Source organism: Stenotrophomonas sp. 1278 (genome assembly GCF_029892765.1).
In the GTDB taxonomy this organism is placed as follows: domain Bacteria; phylum Pseudomonadota; class Gammaproteobacteria; order Xanthomonadales; family Xanthomonadaceae; genus Stenotrophomonas; species Stenotrophomonas indicatrix.
In genome coordinates this window covers 1-19,201 of record NZ_JARXWD010000024.1, presented here as the reverse complement: position 1 = coordinate 19,201, position 19,201 = coordinate 1, and the positions used below count along the sequence as shown (strand labels likewise).

At 66.7% G+C, this 19,201-nt stretch carries 20 protein-coding genes and 1 tRNA gene; 11 read left to right on the top strand and 10 right to left on the bottom strand.

All coding sequences use genetic code 11. From position 1 onward, the window contains the following. The first annotated feature begins 12 nt into the window (after nt 1–12). From tolR to queC, 7 genes are all read left to right on the top strand, one after another. Nucleotides 13–441: a protein TolR gene (tolR, locus tag M2299_RS16980; RefSeq protein WP_025874671.1), complete on the top strand. Its 429-nt coding sequence runs from the start codon at nt 13–15 to the stop codon at nt 439–441. After that, nucleotides 431–1,486 (top strand): cell envelope integrity protein TolA, encoded by a 1,056-nt coding sequence (gene tolA, locus M2299_RS16975; protein WP_025874670.1) that lies wholly within the window; start codon nt 431–433, stop codon nt 1,484–1,486. The genes tolR and tolA overlap by 11 nt, the downstream gene beginning before the upstream one ends. A 250-nt stretch (nt 1,487–1,736) precedes the next feature. Then, entirely contained in the window at nt 1,737–3,056 is a 1,320-nt protein-coding gene (gene tolB, locus M2299_RS16970) for a Tol-Pal system beta propeller repeat protein TolB (RefSeq protein WP_025874669.1), read from the top strand. 64 nt (nt 3,057–3,120) lie between these two features. Then, nucleotides 3,121–3,639, top strand: coding sequence for a peptidoglycan-associated lipoprotein Pal (gene pal, locus M2299_RS16965; RefSeq protein ID WP_025874668.1), 519 nt, complete (start codon nt 3,121–3,123; stop codon nt 3,637–3,639). A gap of 3 nt (nt 3,640–3,642) precedes the next feature. After that, nucleotides 3,643–4,461: a tol-pal system protein YbgF gene (ybgF, locus tag M2299_RS16960; RefSeq protein WP_025874667.1), complete on the top strand. Its 819-nt coding sequence runs from the start codon at nt 3,643–3,645 to the stop codon at nt 4,459–4,461. 237 nt (nt 4,462–4,698) lie between these two features. Next, on the top strand, nt 4,699–5,400 hold the full coding sequence (gene queE, locus M2299_RS16955) for a 7-carboxy-7-deazaguanine synthase QueE (protein WP_280884724.1): 702 nt from the start codon (nt 4,699–4,701) through the stop codon (nt 5,398–5,400). 77 nt (nt 5,401–5,477) lie between these two features. After that, a complete protein-coding gene (gene queC, locus M2299_RS16950; RefSeq protein WP_280884723.1) occupies nt 5,478–6,143 on the top strand; it encodes a 7-cyano-7-deazaguanine synthase QueC in 666 nt (221 codons plus the stop codon). Nucleotides 6,144–6,354: 211 nt separating this feature from the next. Here the strand turns inward: queC and M2299_RS16945 are convergent, their stop codons facing one another. Beyond that, complete coding sequence (locus M2299_RS16945) at nt 6,355–7,314, bottom strand: DUF2268 domain-containing putative Zn-dependent protease (RefSeq protein WP_280884722.1); 960 nt, start codon at nt 7,312–7,314, stop codon at nt 6,355–6,357. A gap of 174 nt (nt 7,315–7,488) precedes the next feature. On the opposite strand from M2299_RS16945, the gene M2299_RS16940 reads away from it, so the two are divergent. Further along, a tRNA-Lys gene (locus tag M2299_RS16940) sits at nt 7,489–7,564 on the top strand. A 74-nt stretch (nt 7,565–7,638) separates the two neighbouring features. Here M2299_RS16940 and M2299_RS16935 read toward each other — a convergent pair. Both M2299_RS16935 and M2299_RS16930 read right to left on the bottom strand, forming a co-directional pair. Continuing rightward, the gene (locus M2299_RS16935) at nt 7,639–7,947 is read right to left on the bottom strand and encodes a hypothetical protein (RefSeq protein WP_100436822.1); all 309 of its coding nucleotides are present in this window, start codon (nt 7,945–7,947) and stop codon (nt 7,639–7,641) included. Between the two features lie 79 nt (nt 7,948–8,026). Further along, entirely contained in the window at nt 8,027–8,383 is a 357-nt protein-coding gene (locus M2299_RS16930; protein ID WP_093818719.1) for a hypothetical protein, read from the bottom strand. 714 nt (nt 8,384–9,097) lie between these two features. On the opposite strand from M2299_RS16930, the gene M2299_RS16925 reads away from it, so the two are divergent. Together M2299_RS16925 and M2299_RS16920 are read left to right on the top strand one after the other, a co-directional pair. Next, complete coding sequence (locus M2299_RS16925; protein WP_280884721.1) at nt 9,098–9,943, top strand: alpha/beta hydrolase-fold protein; 846 nt, start codon at nt 9,098–9,100, stop codon at nt 9,941–9,943. Nucleotides 9,944–10,028: 85 nt separating this feature from the next. Then, nucleotides 10,029–10,964 (top strand): alpha/beta hydrolase-fold protein, encoded by a 936-nt coding sequence (locus M2299_RS16920; RefSeq protein WP_280884720.1) that lies wholly within the window; start codon nt 10,029–10,031, stop codon nt 10,962–10,964. A 307-nt stretch (nt 10,965–11,271) separates the two neighbouring features. Here M2299_RS16920 and M2299_RS16915 read toward each other — a convergent pair whose 3' ends face one another. Both M2299_RS16915 and M2299_RS16910 read right to left on the bottom strand, forming a co-directional pair. Next, nucleotides 11,272–11,697, bottom strand: coding sequence for a response regulator (locus M2299_RS16915; protein WP_025874652.1), 426 nt, complete (start codon nt 11,695–11,697; stop codon nt 11,272–11,274). A 92-nt stretch (nt 11,698–11,789) separates the two neighbouring features. Continuing rightward, complete coding sequence (locus tag M2299_RS16910; RefSeq protein ID WP_280884719.1) at nt 11,790–12,557, bottom strand: CPBP family glutamic-type intramembrane protease; 768 nt, start codon at nt 12,555–12,557, stop codon at nt 11,790–11,792. 150 nt (nt 12,558–12,707) lie between these two features. Between M2299_RS16910 and M2299_RS16905 the strand changes: the two genes are divergently transcribed. Then, nucleotides 12,708–13,031 carry a zf-TFIIB domain-containing protein gene (locus M2299_RS16905; protein ID WP_025874650.1) on the top strand — a complete coding sequence of 108 codons (324 nt, stop codon included), beginning with the start codon at nt 12,708–12,710 and terminating at the stop codon, nt 13,029–13,031. A 6-nt stretch (nt 13,032–13,037) separates the two neighbouring features. Here the strand turns inward: M2299_RS16905 and M2299_RS16900 are convergent, their stop codons facing one another. The 5 genes from M2299_RS16900 to recQ all read right to left on the bottom strand — a co-directional run bounded on the left by M2299_RS16900 (nt 13,038) and on the right by recQ (nt 18,874). Then, nucleotides 13,038–13,550, bottom strand: a complete 513-nt coding sequence (locus M2299_RS16900; RefSeq protein ID WP_280884718.1) for a GNAT family N-acetyltransferase — start codon at nt 13,548–13,550, stop codon at nt 13,038–13,040. 81 nt (nt 13,551–13,631) lie between these two features. After that, nucleotides 13,632–14,591, bottom strand: a complete 960-nt coding sequence (locus M2299_RS16895; RefSeq protein WP_280884717.1) for a copper resistance protein B — start codon at nt 14,589–14,591, stop codon at nt 13,632–13,634. Next, nucleotides 14,588–16,432, bottom strand: a complete 1,845-nt coding sequence (locus tag M2299_RS16890; protein ID WP_280884716.1) for a copper resistance system multicopper oxidase — start codon at nt 16,430–16,432, stop codon at nt 14,588–14,590. Before M2299_RS16890 ends, M2299_RS16895 begins: the two co-directional genes overlap by 4 nt. A 75-nt stretch (nt 16,433–16,507) precedes the next feature. Next, nucleotides 16,508–16,894, bottom strand: coding sequence for a CopL family metal-binding regulatory protein (locus tag M2299_RS16885; protein WP_223486467.1), 387 nt, complete (start codon nt 16,892–16,894; stop codon nt 16,508–16,510). 174 nt (nt 16,895–17,068) lie between these two features. Next, entirely contained in the window at nt 17,069–18,874 is a 1,806-nt protein-coding gene (gene recQ, locus M2299_RS16880) for a DNA helicase RecQ (protein WP_025874645.1), read from the bottom strand. Nucleotides 18,875–19,201: the final 327 nt, after the last annotated feature.

Here is a 19,201-nt window from a genome sequence, read left to right as displayed (position 1 = left end):
GGAGTCCAAGCCATGTCCGCTGCCATCGGTCGCCGCAAGCGCCGCAAGCTGAAATCGGAAATCAACGTCGTTCCCTATATCGACGTCATGCTGGTGCTGTTGATCATCTTCATGGTCACCGCGCCACTGCTCACCCTGAGCTTCGATGTCGACCTGCCCAATTCCAACGCCAAGGCGCTGGAAAGCAAGCAGGACCCGGTGATCGTCTCGGTGCGCCAGGACGGCCAGCTCAGCCTGAAGCTGCCCGACGCCAAGGAACCCACGGCCGTCACTGCCGAGGAACTGCAGGGCCACCTGTCCGGCATCGCCGCGCAGGACAAGGGAGTGCGCGTGATCGTCGCCGCCGACCGTGCCGTGGCCTATGAAAAGGTCATCGCGGCGATGGACGTGATCAAGCGCGCCAACGTGGACAAGGTAGGCCTGGCCACCGATGCACGCTGACGCCCTGCCGCCACCGCACAAGCAGGAACCCGGCTGGGGCCAGCCGATGGTGCTGGCCGTGCTGGTGCACCTGCTGGTCGCGTTGATCTTCATCGGCGCCTGGCTGTGGTCACCGCAGCGCAATACCGATGCCGCCGCAGGTGATCCCTCGGTCGAGGCCAGCCTGGCACTGTCCGCGTCCGAAGCCGCTGCCGCCCGCCAGGCCCTGCGCCAGTCGGAAAAGCTGGAAGACCTGCCGCCGCCGGTGGCCGAACCGATCCCGGTGCCGGAAGACACCATCCCGCCGCCGCAGCCGATTGAAGAGCCGCGCCCGCAGGACGCACCGACGCCGCAGCAGCAACAGGCGCAGGAGCGCGTGGCGCAGCCCGATACCAAGGACCAGGACGCGGTCAGCGCGTTGGCGATCTCGCAGGAAAAGGCCAAGCAGGAGCAGGAAGCCAAGCGCCGCCAGGAGCAGATCGACCTGACCGAGCGCAAGCGGCAGGAAGAGGCCGAGCAGAAGCTGCGCCTGGCCAAGCAGCAGGAAGCGGACGCCAAGAAGAAGCAGGCCGAGCAGGAGCGCCTGGCCGCTGACAAGGCCGAGGCCGAGAAGCAGAAGAAGATCGCCGACATCCGCGCCCGCCGCGAGCAGGCCGAGAAGGAAGCCAAGCTGGCCGAGCAGAAGCTGCGCCAGGTCGCCGCTGCGCGCAATGCCGCAGGCACGGCCGCTGCCGGTGCCAGTGGTGCCGCACAGCCGGCTGCCGGTGGTGGTGGCAGCAGTGATGATCTGTCTGCCAAGTACGCGGCGGCCATCCAGGCCAAGGTGCTGGCGCAGTGGGTGCGTCCGGACAGCGTGCCGCTGGGCCAACGCTGCCAGATCACCATCAACCAGTTGCCGGGCGGTACCGTCCGCAGCGCCACGGTCAGCGCCGGCTGCCCGTTCGATGAAGCCGGCAAGCGCTCGATCGAGGCCGCCGTGCTCAACGCCCAGCCGCTGCCGTACCGCGGTTTCGAGCAGGTATTCGCACGCACGATCAACTTCACGTTCACCGCCCAGGATCGCTGAGGCGCGGGGGCAGGGCAGCCCTTTGGGGCTGTCCCGTCATCCGATGACGCCTTTAGCTCTGGATCGTGCGGGCCCGTCCACGCCATGCTTGGGACGCGTCATTCGCACGAAAGGTGGCCGCGACGTTAACGGCATGTGAGAGACCCGGCTGGCACTGACCAGGAATTCACGTACCCTTGGTTCATGATTGCGAAGCGGTTCACTGCCGTTTTGTTATCCCTCGTTCCGGTTCCCCCTATTTGAGCGCTCCATGAAGAAGATGCCTCGCTGGCTTGCCGTGTTTGCGGCCCTGTTGCTGCCCTTTGCTGCCGTCGCGCAGCAGAAGGGGCTGGATATCGACATCATCGGCGGCAATGCCTCCGCCCTCCCGATCACCATCGTGCCGATGCCCTACCAGGGTGCAGCCGGTGCTCCGCAGACCGACGTCGCCGGCGTGGTCCGTGCCGACCTCGAACGTTCGGGCCAGTTCCGCACGCTGCCCGAAGCGCAGATCGTCGAAAAGCCGATCCGTGGCGGTGACATCCAGTTCGCCACCTGGCGCGCGCTGAAGCAGAACTACATCGTCGTCGGCCGGGTCATGGACGCCGGTGCCGGCGCCTACCGCGTCGAGTACGAACTGTTCGACGTGCCCAAGGGCGAGCGCTTGCTGGGCCTGGCGATGACCGCACGTGGCAATGCCATGCGCGACGTTGCCCACCAGATGGCCGACGCCATCTATGAGAAGATCACCGGTGTCCGTGGTGCCTTCTGGACCCGCATCGCCTACGTGACCGCCAGCGGCAAGGGCGACGCCATGCGCTACGCGCTGATGGTGGCCGATTCGGACGGCTTCAACCCGCAGACCATCGTGCGTTCGGCCGAGCCGCTGCTGTCGCCGTCGTGGAGCCCGGATGGCAACAAGCTGGCCTACGTCAGCTTCGAACGTGGCAACTCGGCCATCTACATCCAGAACATCTCCACCGGCGCCCGTGAGCTGGTCACCAGCTTCCGCGGCATCAACAGCGCCCCGGCCTTCTCGCCGGACGGCCGCAAGCTGGCCCTGACCCTGTCGCGTTCGGGCAACCCGGAAATCTACGTGATGGATCTGGGCAGCAAGCAGCTGACCCAGCTGACCAACCACTTCGCCATCGATACCGAGCCGACCTGGGCGCCGGACGGCAGCGCGGTGTACTTCACCTCCGACCGCGGCGGCCGTCCGCAGGTCTACAAGGTCGGTGCCGGTGGTGGCAGCGCCGAGCGCGTGACCTTCCAGGGCAACTACAACGCCAAGCCCTCGGTGTCCTACGACGGCAAGAAGATCGCCGTCGCCCAGGGTTCGGGCAACAGCTACAAGATCGCCCTGATGGACAGCTCGCTGGGTTCGCCCCGCTGGAGCACGCTGTCGCCGGGTTCGCTGGACGAATCGCCGAGCTTTGCGCCCAACGCGAGCATGGTGCTGTATGCCGCCCGTGAGGGTGGTCGTGGTGTGCTGTACGCCGTCTCGGCCGATGCGCGCGTGCGCCAGCGCCTGGTCCTGGCAGACGGCGATGTGCGCGAGCCGGCATGGTCCCCATACCGTACCCAGCGCTAAAAGAGTGTTAATATTTTCTCTGTATTGAACCCCTCATCGGCTTAGGAGCCACAAAGGTATCGCCATGAACAAGTCCACCCGCGTTCTGCTTGTTTCCCTGCTGTCTGTGGCCGTCCTGGCCGGTTGCTCGAAGAAGGTCAAGGAAGAAGCCCCGGCTCCGGTCGATACCGGCACCTCGACCACCACCCCGACCGGTCCGTCCACCTCCGGCCTGTACGGCCCGGGCGACCTGGACACCGATGCCTGCCTGCGCCAGCGCGTTGTCTACTTCGACCTGGACAAGGAAGACGTGAAGCCGGAATTCCAGGCCATCATGGCTTGCCACGCCAAGTACCTGCGTGACCGTCCGTCCTCGCGCATCACCCTGCAGGGCCACACCGACGAGCGCGGTTCGCGCGCGTACAACCAGGCCCTGGGCGAGCGTCGTGGCAACGGCGTCAACTCGGCACTGCAGGCCAACGGTGGCTCGGCTTCGCAGCTGACCGTCGTGTCCTACGGTGAAGAGCGTCCGGTCTGCACCGAGTCGAACGAGTCCTGCTGGTCGCAGAACCGTCGCGTCGAAATCGTCTACACCGCGCAGTAATCCATGCGCCTTGGCATCAAACTGATGCTGGTCGTTGCGGCAGCCCTCGTGGCTGCCGCACCGGCGCATGCACAACGTCAGAGCCTGGCCGACCGCGTCGGTTCGCTCGAGCAGCAGATGTACAACAACAGTGCCAACCAGGACCTGTTGAACCAGATCAATCAGCTGCGGCAGCAGGTCACCAGCCTGCAGGCCTCGATCGAGCAACTCCAGCACGACAACGCCCAGCTCAAGCAGACCGCCCAGGACCAGTACCTGGATCTGGACAGCCGCCTGAACCGGTTGGAAGGGGGCTCTGCCGCCCCGGCCCTGCCCGCGGTTCCGGCGAGCGCACCGAAGGCTCCTGCAGCCCCGGCAAAACCCGCAGCGGCGGCCACTTCCGAGCGGCCGCCTTCCGTCCATGGTGACCCGGGCAGCCTGGCCGTCACCGGTGACGAGCGTACGTCCTACAACGTGGCCTTCGACGCATTGAAGGCGGGCAAGTACGATGATTCGGCGCAGCTGTTCCTGAGCTTCCTGGAGCTGTACCCGAACGGCGTCTACGCCCCCAATGCGCTGTACTGGCTGGGCGAAAGCTATTACGCCACCCGCAATTTCCCGATGGCCGAGTCCCAGTTCCGCGAACTGCTCTCGCGCTATCCCACCCACGACAAGGCCGCTGGCGGCCTGCTCAAGGTCGGCCTCTCGCAGTACGGCGAGGGCAAAGTCGACCAGGCCCAGCAGACGCTGGAGACCGTCGTGGCGCAATACCCGGGCTCGGATGCCGCGCGTACCGCGCAGGACCGCCTGCAGTCGATCCGCCTCGGCAATCAGATCCGCTGATCCGCTGAGCGGGCGTACAATGTGTTCCCCGTAGCGCCGAGCCCTTGCTCGGCTGCTTTCGTTTCCGGGTCGGCAAACCCGTCCGGATCCGGTAGCGCCGGGCCATGCCCGGCGGCTTGCATTACCCGCCGGGCCATACCCGACCGGCTGCTGTTGTAGAGCCGAGCCATGCTCGGCTGCGTTCGTTACCGGCCACGGTAGTCCACCCGCCACGTGTCCCACCAAGAAGTCTTTGCCATGACCGCCGTTCCCCCGTCCGCCGCCGTTGCCACGCCCAGCGAGATCGTGCAGTCGCCCCTTCCGCGCCTGAAGATCACCGAGATCTTCACCTCCCTGCAGGGCGAAGCCGATACCGCCGGTTGGCCGACCGTGTTCGTGCGCCTGACCGGCTGCCCGCTGCGTTGCCAGTACTGCGACACCGCCTACGCCTTCCACGGCGGCACCTGGTGGGACATCGACGATATCGTGGCCCACGTGCAGGCCCAGGGCGTGCGCCACGTCTGCGTGACCGGCGGCGAGCCGTTGGCGCAGAAGCGCTGCCTGGTGCTGCTGCAGAAGCTGTGTGACGCCGGCCTGGAGGTGTCGCTGGAAACCTCCGGTGCGCTGGACGTCAGCGCCGTCGATCCGCGCGTGTCGCGCGTGGTCGACATCAAGACCCCCGGCTCGGCCGAGGTCGCGCGCAACCGCTGGGAAAACCTGCCGCTGCTGACCACGCGTGACCAGATCAAGTTCGTGATCTGCAACCGCGAAGACTACGACTGGGCCAAGGCCATGGTCGCCGAACACCAGCTGGTGCAGCGCACGATGGTGTTCTTCTCACCCAGCAAGGGCGAAATCACTGCCCGCCAGCTGGCCGACTGGATCGTCGAAGACCGGCTGCCGGTGCGCTTCCAGATGCAGTTGCATAAAATCCTGTGGAACGACGAGCCGGGCCGATGAGCCGGCGCAGCGTTTCCTGATGTAGCTCCGGCGCGGGACAGCGTGCTGGCTTTCTCCCCCACCCGGATGATTTACCCATGAAGAAGGCAGTCGTGCTTCTCTCCGGCGGCATGGATTCAGCCGCCGTCATCGCCATGGCCCAGGAACAGGGCTTCGCCGTGCATGCCCTGAGCGTGCGTTACGGCCAGCGCCACACCTCCGAGCTGGATGCTGCCGCGCGCGTGGCCAAGGCCCAGGGCGTGATCGTGCACAAGACCGTGGACGTGGACCTGCGCAGCATCGGCGGCTCGGCGCTGACCGACGACATCGACGTGCCCGAGGCGGGCGGCGAGGGCATCCCGGTGACCTACGTGCCGGCGCGCAACACCATCATGCTGTCGCTGGCGCTGGGCTGGGCCGAAGTGCTTGGTGCCAACGACATCTTCTGCGGCGTCAACGCCGTGGACTACTCCGGCTACCCGGATTGCCGCCCCGAGTTCATCGCCGCCTTCCAGGCGCTGGCCAACCTGGCGACCAAGTCGGGCGTGGAAGGCGCGGGCATCACCGTGCATGCGCCGCTGCAGTTCCTCAGCAAGGGCCAGATCGTCAGCGAAGGCGTGCGACTGGGCGTGGACTTCGGCCTGACCGTGTCCTGCTACAACGCCGATGCCAGCGGCGCGGCCTGCGGGCATTGCGATGCCTGCCGCCTGCGCGCGCAGGGCTTCACCGAAGCCGGCGTGCCCGACCCGACGCTGTACGCCTGACCGGCTCTCGTATGGCCGGCCGCTGGCCGGCTTCCCCGGCAGGTCTCATTCTGGTAGGTGCCAACCTTGGTTGGCGCTGTCCGCCGGGCGCGGCCCGGCGCTACCAATGTTGGGATTCCGGTAGTGCCGGCCGCTGGCCGGCAGCCCCGGCAGGTCTGATTCTGGTAGGTGCCAACCTTGGTTGGCGCTGTCCGCCGGGCGCGGCCCGGCGCTACCGCTGCCGCAGCCACCCCGATGCTTCAATGAAGCCGCGCACCGCAACCGGATCGCTGTAATCCAGCTCGATCATCCGTGCGATCGCCGGCTGCTCATCCGGCTGCTGCCGCATGTACTCCTGCGCGATGCGGTAACCCGCGTAGTACCCCACATCACTCACCCCGAACGGGCTGCGGGCGTTGTTGTACAGCCAGTTGTCCAGGTCATCGCCATCCATCTCCGCTCTGAAGCGAGCGCGGATCTCCGATTCGTGCAACGGGCCATAGGTGTATAGCGGCAGTGCCGGGCGGCGACCGCTGATCCGCTCGGCGATGTACTCGGCCACGCCTTCGCGCACCGCGTACTGTGCGAGCGATCCCGTAGTCTCGCGCTGTTGGGTGTGCACGTACTCATGCAGGTTGTTCTGCGCGTTGTTCGCGCCGGGCGCGCTGTCGTAGAAGGCCCGCAGGCGACTGCGCAACGGCTCCGGCAGTTCGCTGACATCCACGCTTGCATCGCCGAGTGCCATTTCGGCGCCGATCAGCACCTGGTCCCCCAGCGTGGTGCCGCCTGTGCGCAGCACGCCCACCGCATAGGTGATGCTGGCCGGACGCAGGGCGGGGTAAAGCCTGCGGAACGCAGCCAGATCCCGCTCCAGCGTAGCGCTGGCCTGCCGGGCGTTGGCGGTCAGCGGCCGCACCGAGGCCCAGAAGCGCGGCCAGGCGAGCATTGCTTGTTCGTATTCGGCGGCGGTGTAGTTGCGCACCTTCATCAGCGCGTGCAGGCCAGGGCTGCCGGGCTTGATATAGCGCTGCTGCACAAGGGCCACCCGCTGCGCGGCATCGGGCTCGGCGAGTACCGCATCGTAAGTAGCCCAGAAGCGGCCGATGTCGTCGGTCCGCACCTGTGCAGGCGATGCCGCAGCGGCGTCAAACCGCAGCAGCAGGGCGAGCATCAGCGGCAGTGGCAGGCGCATCCATCGCTCCGGGGTAGGGTCGCAGGTGAGATGCGGCGCGTGGCGGAAAGGTTTAGAGGCCCGCAGCCGGGGTAGTGCCGGCCGCTGGCCGGCAACCTGGTAGATCCCCGGCTTCACCCCGCCCGGAAAAGTACGGTAGAATGCCCACCCCGCCGAAAGGCCGGGGCCTTGCATGGGCCGTTAGCTCAGTCGGTAGAGCAGAAGACTTTTAATCTTTTGGTCGATGGTTCGAATCCATCACGGCCCACCATTGCAGGCCATGACCTCGGTCATCCAGAAAGGCACCGCCAAGCGGTGCCTTTTTTGTTGCAGAAGCCTGAGGTCCTACCTGGCCTTCGCGCCCTGGGAACGGGCCGCCTCGCGGTCTGCCTCTACCTTGGCGGCAGCATTCGCAGCACGCTCCACTGCGGCGCGCTCTGCGTCGAACCGGGCCTGCCGCTGGGCGCTGTAATTGCGCTCCAGTTCCAGCGAGGCAATGAAACTGTCGGGGTGCTTTGCGGCGCATGCCTGCTGCACCAATTGCACGGCGCGGTCGGATAACCCGGGTTGGATGTTGCCGAGCAGGCAGTCGGCGTACGGTACGGGCGCGGCCGGGCTTGCGGCCAGCGCGGCAATGATCATGGCATTCAACATGCGAACCTCCTTGTGTCAGTGTCGATGGAACCCGGGACGGGCCCGGCCCGAGTATGGGCTGGATTACGGTGCAGGGTTCCTATTCAGGCCGGATATCCCGGCATACCAGTTCCGCCAGCCCGCGGAAGGCGAAGAACAGCCCCTCGACCACGCCGTCATCCAGATGCCGGTCCGGCGTTGCCATTGATCGGCAGCGATCGGCGGCGTGCAGCATCTCTGCCACGGTCAGCATGCCGACGGCCGCCCGCTCCACGCGTGACAGTGCCAGCCTGCGCCCTGCGGGAAGGCTGGTATCAGGCCAGGGCTGGCCGTCTGCACCTTCGCCCGCGCGGATGCGCTCGAGGCAACCCAGGAACGTGCTCAGTTCTGGCGCAGGGTTGTCATCGTCGTCGTTGACGCTGGCGGCATATGAGGGATAGGGCGGACCTTCGGTCATCTCGGCTTCCTCGGCTCTGGGGTGGGAATGCCACCGCGTGAGGCGGGTGGCGGACGGTGCGTGTCTGCAAGCCGGGAAGACAGTAAGCAGTTAACCGGCGGATCCGAAGACCCCCACGCACCGCCCGCCATAAAGGCCGACGGATCACCCGCCGGCACGGTCCGGAGACAGTGCCGACGGGTGAGCGCAAACAACATGCTTTTTGTCTTCCCAGGCTTGCAGGCCCGGTGCCACCCGTTGTCGGTGGCGCAGCATGGTGTTTACGCCTGCGCTTGGATTTCAATCAGGAATTTCCGGAAGGACATGCGGAATCCAGACGCGCGACGATGGTGGCGTAGGCCTGTCTTGCGCAGCAAGCGTCAGTACACGACGCATTCGTTTCTGCGGCTGGTTGATCGCGCTGGAAGATGCCGCAAACAGCACATTACGATGCATCTGCCGTGAACCAGCGCGTGTAAAGCTGGCTTCACTTTCGCTATCAATGTCCTCTGTGCGTTCCAGTTGTACCCACCGCATTTCGGTGCAGGTGCGACGATAGCGGCGTCCTTGGCGGTTCAAACACGACACATGGCGGTGCACGCGCGGTATGGCGGCCGTAACCGGGCGCGAGTCACGGCAAGTCATCCACGCATGGCGTGGATCTACGCATCTGGCAGGCACCAATGCGCGCGTCCGGGCGCTATGCTCGGCATCTTTCGCTGGATGGGGCGCCCAATGCGCTTGATCGTGCTGTCGCTGTTGTTGTCCTGTGTCTCCGCCGCGCCGCTGATGGCCGCCGAACCGGCGCCTCCGCCGGCGGTCGCCTCACCGTTGGTCATCGGCGAGACCTTCACCCTCCAGTCCAAGGCGCTGGGCGAGACCCGCCGCATCAACGTTTACCGCCCGCAGCCGTGGGGCCTGGACCCGAAAACGCCACTGCCGGTGCTGTACATGCCCGACGGCGGCATCGGCGAGGACTTCCTGCACGTGGCCGGGTTGGTGCAGGTGCTGACCGGCAACGGCAGCATGCGCCCGTTCCTGCTGGTCGGCATCGAGAACACCGAGCGCCGCCGCGACATGACCGGCCCCAGCAACGTGGCGGAGGATCGGAAGATCGCGCCGCGCATCGGTGGCTCGGCGGCGTACCGTGATTTCCTGCGCGATGAACTGATGCCGCAGGTACGCCAGCGCTATGCGACCACCGATGAGCGGGCACTGATCGGGGAATCGCTGGCCGGGTTGTTCGTGATCGAGACGCTGCTGCAGGAACCGGCCTTGTTCAACAGCTATATCGCGCTGGACCCCAGCCTGTGGTGGAACGGCGGCGCCTTGCTGTCTGGCGCAGGCAAGCAGGTGCCGTCGGTTGCGCGCAGCGGCGCGCGGCTGTTCCTGGCCAGCAGTGGCCAGCCGGAACTGGCTGCGTCGAGCGCACGCTTGGCGTCGCTGCTGCAGCAGGCATCGCCGGCGACGCTGGTGAAGTACCAGCCGCTGCCGGAAGAGACCCATGCCACGATCTACCACCCGGCCGCCCTGCAGGGCCTGCGTACGTTGTTCCCGGCACCGCCGCCGGCGTCGCCCTGAGAGGGGTTTGGCGCGCAACAACGCGGTGTGTGAGGATGCATCAGCGGCGCCACCTGGGTGCGCCGCCCGCAACAGGAGAGCGCGGATGCAGCGTGTGCGTGTATGGAGTGTGCTGGCCTGCCTGGCCTTGGCAGGGTGCGCGATGTCGGTGGCGCCGCCGGCAACGCAGAAGGAAGCCAGGGAAAGCGCGACGGCCGTGCCAGGCGTTGTGCTGCCCGATACCGAGTCACTGCGCGTGCATGACCCGATCGGGCGCGACTATGCCCTGTGGGTGGCGTTGCCTGCCGGCTACGCGGCGCATCCGCAGAAGCGTTATCCGGTGGTGTACGTGACCGATGCGCTGTACAGCTTTCCGCTGGTGCGCAGCATACGCAACCTGGTGGGGCAGCAGGGCGTCAACATCGAGGATTTCATCCTGGTCGGTTTGCCGCCGCAGGAAGGCCTGACCTCCAAACAGAGCCGCTCGCGCGACTACACCCCCAGTGATCCTGTGCGCACCCCTGCCGGCTACTACAGCGATGACGTGACCTATGGCGGCGCGGCCCATTACCGCGACTTCCTGGCTGACCACGCGCTGCCGCTGATCGATGCGCGCTACCGTACCGATCCGGCCCGGCGTGTGTTTGCGGGTCATTCCTATGGCGCGCTGTTTGGTGCTTACGTGCTGACGACCCAGCCCGACATGTTCGGCACCTACATCCTGTCCAGTCCGTCGCTGTGGTTCGACCAGGGCCTGCTGCCGCGCATGCAGGATGCCGCCGTGATGCCTTCACAGCCCATCCGCGTGCTGCTGTCGGTGGGCGGCTACGAGACGGTCAAGCCGGGGCCGCGCTATTCAACGGGCAACGACATGCTGCGGCAGGCGGCCGACTTCGCCGGCCAGCTGCAGCGCAGTGGTCGCAAGCTGCAGGTGGAGAACATCGTGATTGATGGCGAAGACCATCTCACCGTATATCCGCGCGTGATCACCGGTGCGCTGCTGCAGGTACTTCCGGGCGAAGGACCGTATACCGGCGGCTGACGGCCGGCTCCATCCACGCATGGCGTGGATCTACTGGCAGCATTTTCCGTTCGCGCAACGGTGCGCATCGCCGTAGATCCACGCCAAGCGTGGCTGCACCAGTAGAGCCACGCCAATGCGTGGATGCACCAGTAGAGCCACGCCATGCGTGGCTGCACCAGTAGATCCACGCCATGCGTGGATGCACCAGTAGAGCCACGCCAATGCGTGGATGCACCAGTAGAGCCACGCCATGCGTGGATGCACCAGTAGAGCCACGCCATGCGTGGCTGCACCAGTAGAGCCACGCCATGCGTGGATGGCAGCCTCAGGCCGCGCTCGCCTGCGGCGCCGGCATCAGCGCGGCATCGGCGGCATGGCGGAAGCACAGCCGGATCGCATCCAGCAGCTCGCTCATGTTGTAGGGCTTGGGCAGGAAATGGATGCCGTCGTGCAACTGCGGCAGCACGGCATGCTGGTCCATGCCGGAGGTCACCAGGATCGGCAGCTGCGGATACAGGCTGCGCACGCGGTTGGCGGCCTCGATGCCGCTGACCAGGCCGAGATTGACGTCGGTGAACATCAGGTCGAAGCGCTCTCCGGCGGCCAGCAGGCCCAGCGCGGCTTCGGCGCTGCTGACGCCTGCGACGTGGCAGGCCTGGCTCTCCAGCGCCATCCGGCTCAGTTCACGGGTTTCCTCGGCGTCTTCGATCAGCAGGACGCGTGGTTCAACGTGGCGCTTGGACAGCAGCATGACGCAACAACTCCGGACGGCAGGGCATGAAAGGCGCGCAAGTATGCGCAAGCCCCCAGTGAGCCCCGTGTGCAGGATCGGCTAAGCCGGCGTTACAGCGCGCGGTTGCGCTGGCGCCGCACATGCCAGGCCAGCGCTGCCACTGCCAGCAGCGTAGTGCCGATGCGCAAACTGGTGGCCTGCCAGCCCAGCGCAAGGGCGTCGTCGAGGCTGAACACATTCCAGGCCAGGTTCATCGACATGTGCAGGGCCAGACCGCACCACTGGGTATTGCCGTCGAGGTGGTCGAGCCAGGCGAAGATGAAACCGCCGAAGGCGATCACTACGCCGACGAACAGGGCCATGCCGCCGCCGTCGAAGCCGCCGAAGCCCAGCCAGTGCACCATGCCGAACAGCAGGGCCTGCGGCAGTGCGAGCAACGGCCAGGGGCCGCGTACGATCTTCACCAGCAGCACGAAGCCGAGGCCGCGGAACAGCACTTCTTCGGCCAGCGGGAACAGCACGGCCAGCATCGTGGCGTCCAGCGTCGTCAGCGCCGTGTTGGGCGTCCCCAGCAGGGCCAGCCCCAGCCAGCACGGCAGGCTGGCCAGCAGCACCCACAACGGGCCACGCATGCCGTTTCCGCGCAGGCCGAGGCTGGCCAGCAGGCCCACACCGCGGGGGCGCAGCAGCGTGGCCAGCAGCAGTGCGACCAGCACCGCCAGCGCGTTGTCCAGCAGGCTGCCACCGTAGGGGATGGGCAGGGCGGGAATCGGCGCGCCCAGCGTGGAACTGATGTCGCGCACGTTCAGGCCGAGGCCAACGCCAAGCAGCACCAGCACCAGGCGGACGCCGGTGGAAATCGAGTCACGGGCAGTCACATGCATTCCTTGCAGCGAGGTCGCAAGGCAGTCTGCAGGGCGGGGGACGTGCCGGCACGCGCCGGAAGTCCCTGTGCCATCGGTCATGCGTTGCCGCACAGTCATCCGCACGCAGGTACAGTCGAGGCCAGACCGACAGGAGCAATGCGAATGCTGTGCCCCGTGTGCAAGACCCAGACCCTGCAGATGGCCGAGCGCCATGGCATCGAGATCGACTACTGCCCGAGCTGCCGTGGTGTATGGCTGGATCGTGGCGAACTCGACAAGATCATCGAGCGCGCCACTGACGGTGCAGGTGCCGCCATGCCGCCGCCAGGGCCCGCGCCTGTGCAACCGCAGGCCGCTCCGCCGCCGGTGATGCATCGCGATACCCGTCATCTCGGCCAGCGCCATGATGACAACCGTGGCCAGTACAGCCAGGGTTACAAGAAAAAGAAGAAGGAAAGCTTCCTCTCCGAGCTGTTCGATTTCTGACGCTGCTCAGGGCCGGCGCAGGATGAACTCGCGGTCGCGGCTGTCGCCGACGATGAAGTCATACTCGCCGGCCTTGCTGCAGCCGTAACGCGCGTAGAAGCGCTGCGCGCCGAAGTTCTCTTCCCACACGCCCACCCACAGGGTTCGGCGCTGCGGCTGGTCCAGCCAGGCCATGAAGGCATCCATCAGGCGCGCGCCGTTGCCGCCGTTCTGGTGGCTGGCCAGGATGTACAGCCGCTTCAGTTCGATGTCGCCTTCGCGTGCTTCGGCATGCGGCAGGGTGTTGGCACCGGCGGCCAGATAGCCCACCACCGTCTCACCCTCCAGCAGCAGCCACACCGCGCTGCGCGGGTCGGACAGTTCCGCTCGCTGCGGCTCGGCGCCGTAGTGATCCTGCAGGAAGCGGTGCAGGTCCTGCGGCGGATAGGAATCGCCCCAGGTTTCGATATAGGTGGCGATGGCGATTGCCGACAACGCGTCGACGTCGTCCAGGGTGGCGCGGCGGATATGCAACGACATGGTGCAGCCTGCAATGGAACGTGCGGCAGTGTAGCCGGCCCCGGCGGTTGCCGGGGCTGGCTGCTGCTCATGATCGGCTGCTCAGAACCACATGCGGATGCCGGCGACCCAGCGTGTGTCGCGTGCATGGTCGCCGGCATAGTCGGCGGTATCGCCGAAGGCGCGCTCGTGGCTGATGCCGATGTACGGCGCGAAGCGACGGTTGAACTCGTAGCGCAGGCGCAGGCCGGCTTCGACCTTGTTGAGGCCGCGGCCGATGCCGTGCTCCGGTTCGTCCTTGCTGGCCACGGTAGCTTCCAGCAGGGGCTGCAGGATCAACCGGTTGGTCAACAGCACGTCGTATTCGATCTCGGCCTTGGCCATCAGCTGACCACCGGAACCGGCATACAGCGTGGCCGAGCTTTCGAACTTGTACGGCGCCAAGCCCTGGATGCCGATCGCCGCCCAGGTGCGTGAATCGGCGGGGCGGAAGTCCTGGCGTACACCGACCAGCACGTCCCACCACGGCGAAATTGCACGCCCGTACAGCGCTTCCACGCCTGATGATTCCGTGCGGCCCTCGCTGCGTTCGCCATCGGTGCGCAGCCACAGGCGGTTGATGTTGCCGCCAATCCAGCCGCTGGCCTCCCAGGCCTGGCCGTTGCCGTTCTTTCCATCCCAGTGTTCCAGGCGATCGATCAGCAGCAGGCTGTGGATTTCCGGTGGGTGCTCCATCGCACCATGCGCGATGGGTGGAAACGCGGCCGCACGATCAGCATCGGTGGGGGCAGGTATCGGTTCGCGCGGCTGCGTCGGCGCGGGCGTGCCGTGGCCCATTGTCGAGTGATCCATCGCGCCATGGTCCATCGTTGAATGGTCCATCGCACCGTGATCCATCTTCGAATGGTCCATCTTCGAATGATCCACGTCGGCCGCTGGCGTGGCATCGGCAGGAGGCGCGTGTGCTGTCATGTCATGGCCGGCATGGGACTGCGCGAACGTGGGCAGCGCGGCCAACAGGCCGAGGGTCAACAGGCTTGGGGCAAGCAAGGAACGGCTCATTCTTCGATCCTCACTTCGCGCATCATGCCTGCTTCCATGTGGTACAGCAGGTGGCAGTGGTACGCCCAGCGGCCGAGGGCATCGGCGCGTACGCGATAGGTGCGGCGTGTACCGGGCGGCATGTCGATGGTGTGCTTGCGCACCTGGAATTCACCCTGCGCGTTTTCCAGGTCGCTCCACACGCCATGCAGGTGGATCGGATGCTGCATCATGGTGTCGTTGACCAGCACGATGCGCATGCGCTCGCCGTAGTTCAGGCGCAGCGGTTCGGCACCGGCGAAGGGAATGCCGTCGAACGACCAGGAGAACTTTTCCATGTGGCCGGTCAGGTGCAGCTCGATCTCGCGGCCGGGCTCGCGGCCATCGGGGTCTTCGAACAGGCTGCGCATCGCACCATAGGTCAGCACCTGGCGGCCGTTGTCGCGCAGGCCGATGCCGGGGTCGTCCAGCTTGGGCTCGGTGGCCGAACTCTGCATGTCCACCAGCGGATTGTTGCGCTCGCTGGCCGGATGCTTTGGCGCTTTGCTGGCGGTATCACCGCCGCCATGTGCGCCGTGGCCCATGCTGGCACCGCAGCCGCCTTCCATGCCCTTCATTGCTGCCATGTCGTGGCCGCCGTGGCCACCGCCGCCCATGTCGTGACCCGACATTCCTGTGACATGGGCCATGTCATGGCCCATGTCGCCCATCGTCAGCAACGGGCGCGGATCGCGCGCGGGAATCGGTGCCTGCAGCCCATGCCGCACGGCGAGGGTGCCGGCGGCATAACCCGTGCGGCCCATGTCCTGGCAGAAGATGGTGAAGGCATCCTGGCCGCTGGGTTCCACCAGTACGTCGTAGGTTTCGGCCGGGGCGATGCGGAACTCGTCGATGCTGACCGGATGGATGTACTGGCCGTCGGCGGCGACCACGGTCATCTTCAGGCCGGGAATGCGCACGTCGAAGTAGGTCATCGACGCACCGTTGATGAAACGCAGCAGCACCTTTTCGCCACTGCGGAACAGCCCGGTCCAGTTGCCGGCCGGCGCGGTCCCGTTCATCAGGTAGGTGTAGGTGTGCGCGTTGATGTCGGAGATGTCGCTGGGCGTCATCCGCATCCGGCCCCACATGCCGCGGTCGGACAGCGCGGCCGACCAGCCATCGCGACGCGCGTCGCGCAGGAAGTCGGGCAGGGTGCGCTTGTAGTAGTTGTCGTGCTCGGCGAGCTTCTTCATGCGCCGGAACAACGCGCCGGGATCCATGTCGGTCCAGTCGGACAGCATGATCACGTGCTCGCGGTCATGCCGGTACGGCGCCGGTTCGGCCGGGTCGATGATCAGCGCACCGTACAGACCCGCCTGTTCCTGGAACAGCGAATGGCTGTGATACCAGTAGGTGCCGGACTGTTTGAGGTCGAAGTGGTAGTGGTAGGTCTCGCCGGGGCCGATGCCGTTGAAGCTCAGGCCGGGCACGCCATCCATGTTGGCCGGCAGCAGGATGCCGTGCCAGTGGATCGAAGTAGGGTGCTGGCCGAGCGTGTTGCGCACGAACAGGTCCACGGTCTGGCCTTCGCGCCAGCGCAGGATCGGTGCCGGCAGCGATCCGTTGACGGTGATCGCCGGGCGGGTGCGTCCGGTGAAGTTGGCCAGCGACTCGCCGATTGCCAGTTCGACGCGGGTATCGCTGATGACCGAAGGTGCGCCGGCCAGGCGTGGCGCGGCAGAAGCGGCGGCGAGCGCGCGCTGCGGGATGCCGGCCGCGGCGATGCCGGCGACCACGCCGCCAGCAGCGATGCCCTGCACGAACAGACGGCGCGACGGCATGGGCACAGCGCCCGGGCCGGGAGGAATACGGGTACTCATGGTGGTGACTCCAAACACGGAAAGACGCCAGCGCAGGGCCGGCTTCAGTGCGCAGCGCGCACGAGGCGTGTTGGATCAGCCGATGGGAGGGCGTGAGATCGGCGGCAGCGGCGGTGCCGGGCGGCCATTGGCAGGCATCGGCTGCGGGGTCAGGGAAAGACCGGGACCCGCCAGGAAAGGCAGTGCCTGCACGGCCAGCAGCGGGTGCTGGGCACAGCTGCGCACGCAGTCCTTGATCTGGCAGTGTGCGTCGTGGGCGGGGGCCTTGGCCTGCGGCGCCTCGTCGGCCGTCATGCCTGCGTGGTGGTGGCAGTCGGCGTCGCCTTCATCGGTCATCGCCGAGGCCATCGCATGGGCCATGCGGCCCATGTCCTCGTGCCCGCTGGCCATGGCCGTGTTCAGCCCGTTGAGAAACAGGCTGAGCATGAGCACGACACGGAGCAGGGTCGAGGCGAGGGACATGGCGCTAATCTAGCGACAAGTGGGCGGACATGCACATCCGGCTGAACGGGTGGTTCAAGGTTTGAGCCGGGCGAGGGTGTGCAATCGCGCAGCCTGGTAGCGCCGGGCCATGCCCGGCGAGCGTGAAGCGCGGTCGATATGCGCGCCGCCGGGCACGGCCCGGCGCTACCGGGGTCATCCCTCTTCGCGCACGATCTCGACCAACCTCGGGCCATAGCGGCTGAGCTTGGTGCCGCCGATGCCACCGACCCGGGCCAGCTCGTCCAGCGAGGTCGGGCGCTGTTCGGCGATGTTGCGCAGGGTGCTGTCGTGGAAGATCACGAAGGCCGGCACGTTCTGCTCGCGCGCCAGCTCGGCGCGCAGGCCGCGCAGCGCGTTGAACAGGGCCAGGTCCTGCGGCAGCACCGACAGGCCGGTGCGTTGCGCGCTGCGTTCGCGCCCGGCGCTGGCACTGACCGCATCGCGGCGCATGCTGATCTGGCGGCGACCGGTCAGCACATCGCGGCTGGCATCGGTCAGGCGCAGGCCACCGTGGCCCTCGCTGTCCACTTCCAGCAGGCTGGCGGCCACCAGCTGGCGGAACACGCTGCGCCAGGTGCGCGCGTCCAGGTCGCGGCCGATGGCGTAGGTGCTCAGCTTGTCGTGGCCCTGCTGCTTGACCTTCTCGTTCTCGCTGCCGCGCAGGACGTCGATCAGGTGGCCGACGCCGAAGCGCTGGCCGCTGCGGTAAACACAGCTCAACGCCTTCTGCGCGGGGATGGTGGCATCCCAGGCCGCCGGCGGTGTCAGGCAGTTGTCGCAGTTGCCGCAGGGCTTGGGATAGGTCTCGCCGAAACCGGCCAGCAGCACCTGGCGGCGGCACTGCATCGATTCGCAGTACCCCAGCAGGTGGTCGAGCTTGGACCGCTCCAGCTGCTTGCGTTCCTCGCTTGCCTCGGACTGCTCGATCATCTGCTTGAGCAGCACCACATCGCCCAGGCCGTAGCAGAGCCAGGCCTCGGCGGCTTCGCCATCGCGCCCGGCGCGGCCGGTTTCCTGGTAGTAGCCTTCCATCGACTTGGGCAGGTCGGTATGGGCGACAAAGCGAACGTCCGGCTTGTCGATGCCCATGCCGAAGGCGATGGTCGCGCACATGACGATGCCGTCCTCGCGCAGGAACCGGCGCTGGTTGTTGGCACGCACCTCCGCGGGCAGGCCGGCGTGGTAGGGCAGGGCATTGAACCCCTGCGTGCACAGGAACTCGGCGGTTTCCTCCACCTTGCGCCGTGACATGCAGTAGACGATGCCGGCCTCGCTGCGATGGCTGCGCAGGAAATCGCTCAGCTGCTTGCGGGCGTTGTCCTTCTGCACCACGGTGTAGCGGATGTTGGGGCGATCGAAGGAGCTGACGAAGTGACGTGCTTCGGCCAGGTCCAGGCGCTCGGCGATCTCGCGCTGGGTTGGCGGGTCGGCGGTGGCGGTCAGGGCGATCCGCGGAATCTCCGGCCAGCGCTCGTGCAGGACGGTCAGCTGCCGGTATTCGGGGCGGAAGTCGTGGCCCCATTGCGACACGCAATGGGCTTCGTCGATGGCGAACAGGGCGATCCGGCTGCGCGACAGCAGCGACAGGAAGCGGCCGGTCAGCAGGCGCTCGGGAGCGACATAGAGCATGTCGAGCTCACCGGCGAGCAGTTCGCGTTCGACCCGGCCGGCCGTTTCGGCGTCCAGGGTCGAGTTCAGGAATTCGGCGCGCACGCCGAGCTGGCGCAGGGCTTCGACCTGGTCCTGCATCAGCGCGATCAGCGGCGAGATGACGATGCCACAGCCGTCACGCAGCAGGGCGGGCACCTGGTAACACAGTGATTTGCCGCCGCCGGTGGGCATCAGCACCAGGGCATCGTGACCGGCAGCCACATGCTCCACGATGTCCTGCTGCGGACCACGGAAATCGTCGTAACCAAAGACGCGGCGGAGCAGGTCGTGCGCGGGACGGGAAGCCATCCAGCTAGTTTACCCCGGCGGGGGTTCGGCCGGGTTGCACCCGGCACCTGCTGCGGTGCCGGCCGCTGGCCGGCAACCCTGGCAACAGCAACAGCCGACTCTGGGGTGATCCGTGGCTTGGCGGGGCGGTGTCGGATTGCGGGGACGCCGCAAGTACGTCCCTGTAGGCTTGGCCGCGGCTTGCTCGTGTGCGCTTTCCTGCGCACACGGCAAGACCGGGGTTGGGCGTCCTGCCCAACCCGCCCGAGGCATGCCTCGGGCCCATGCCGCGGACACCCCGCAATCCGACACCGCCCCGCCTTCGACAGTTTCCCGGCCACGGTGGGC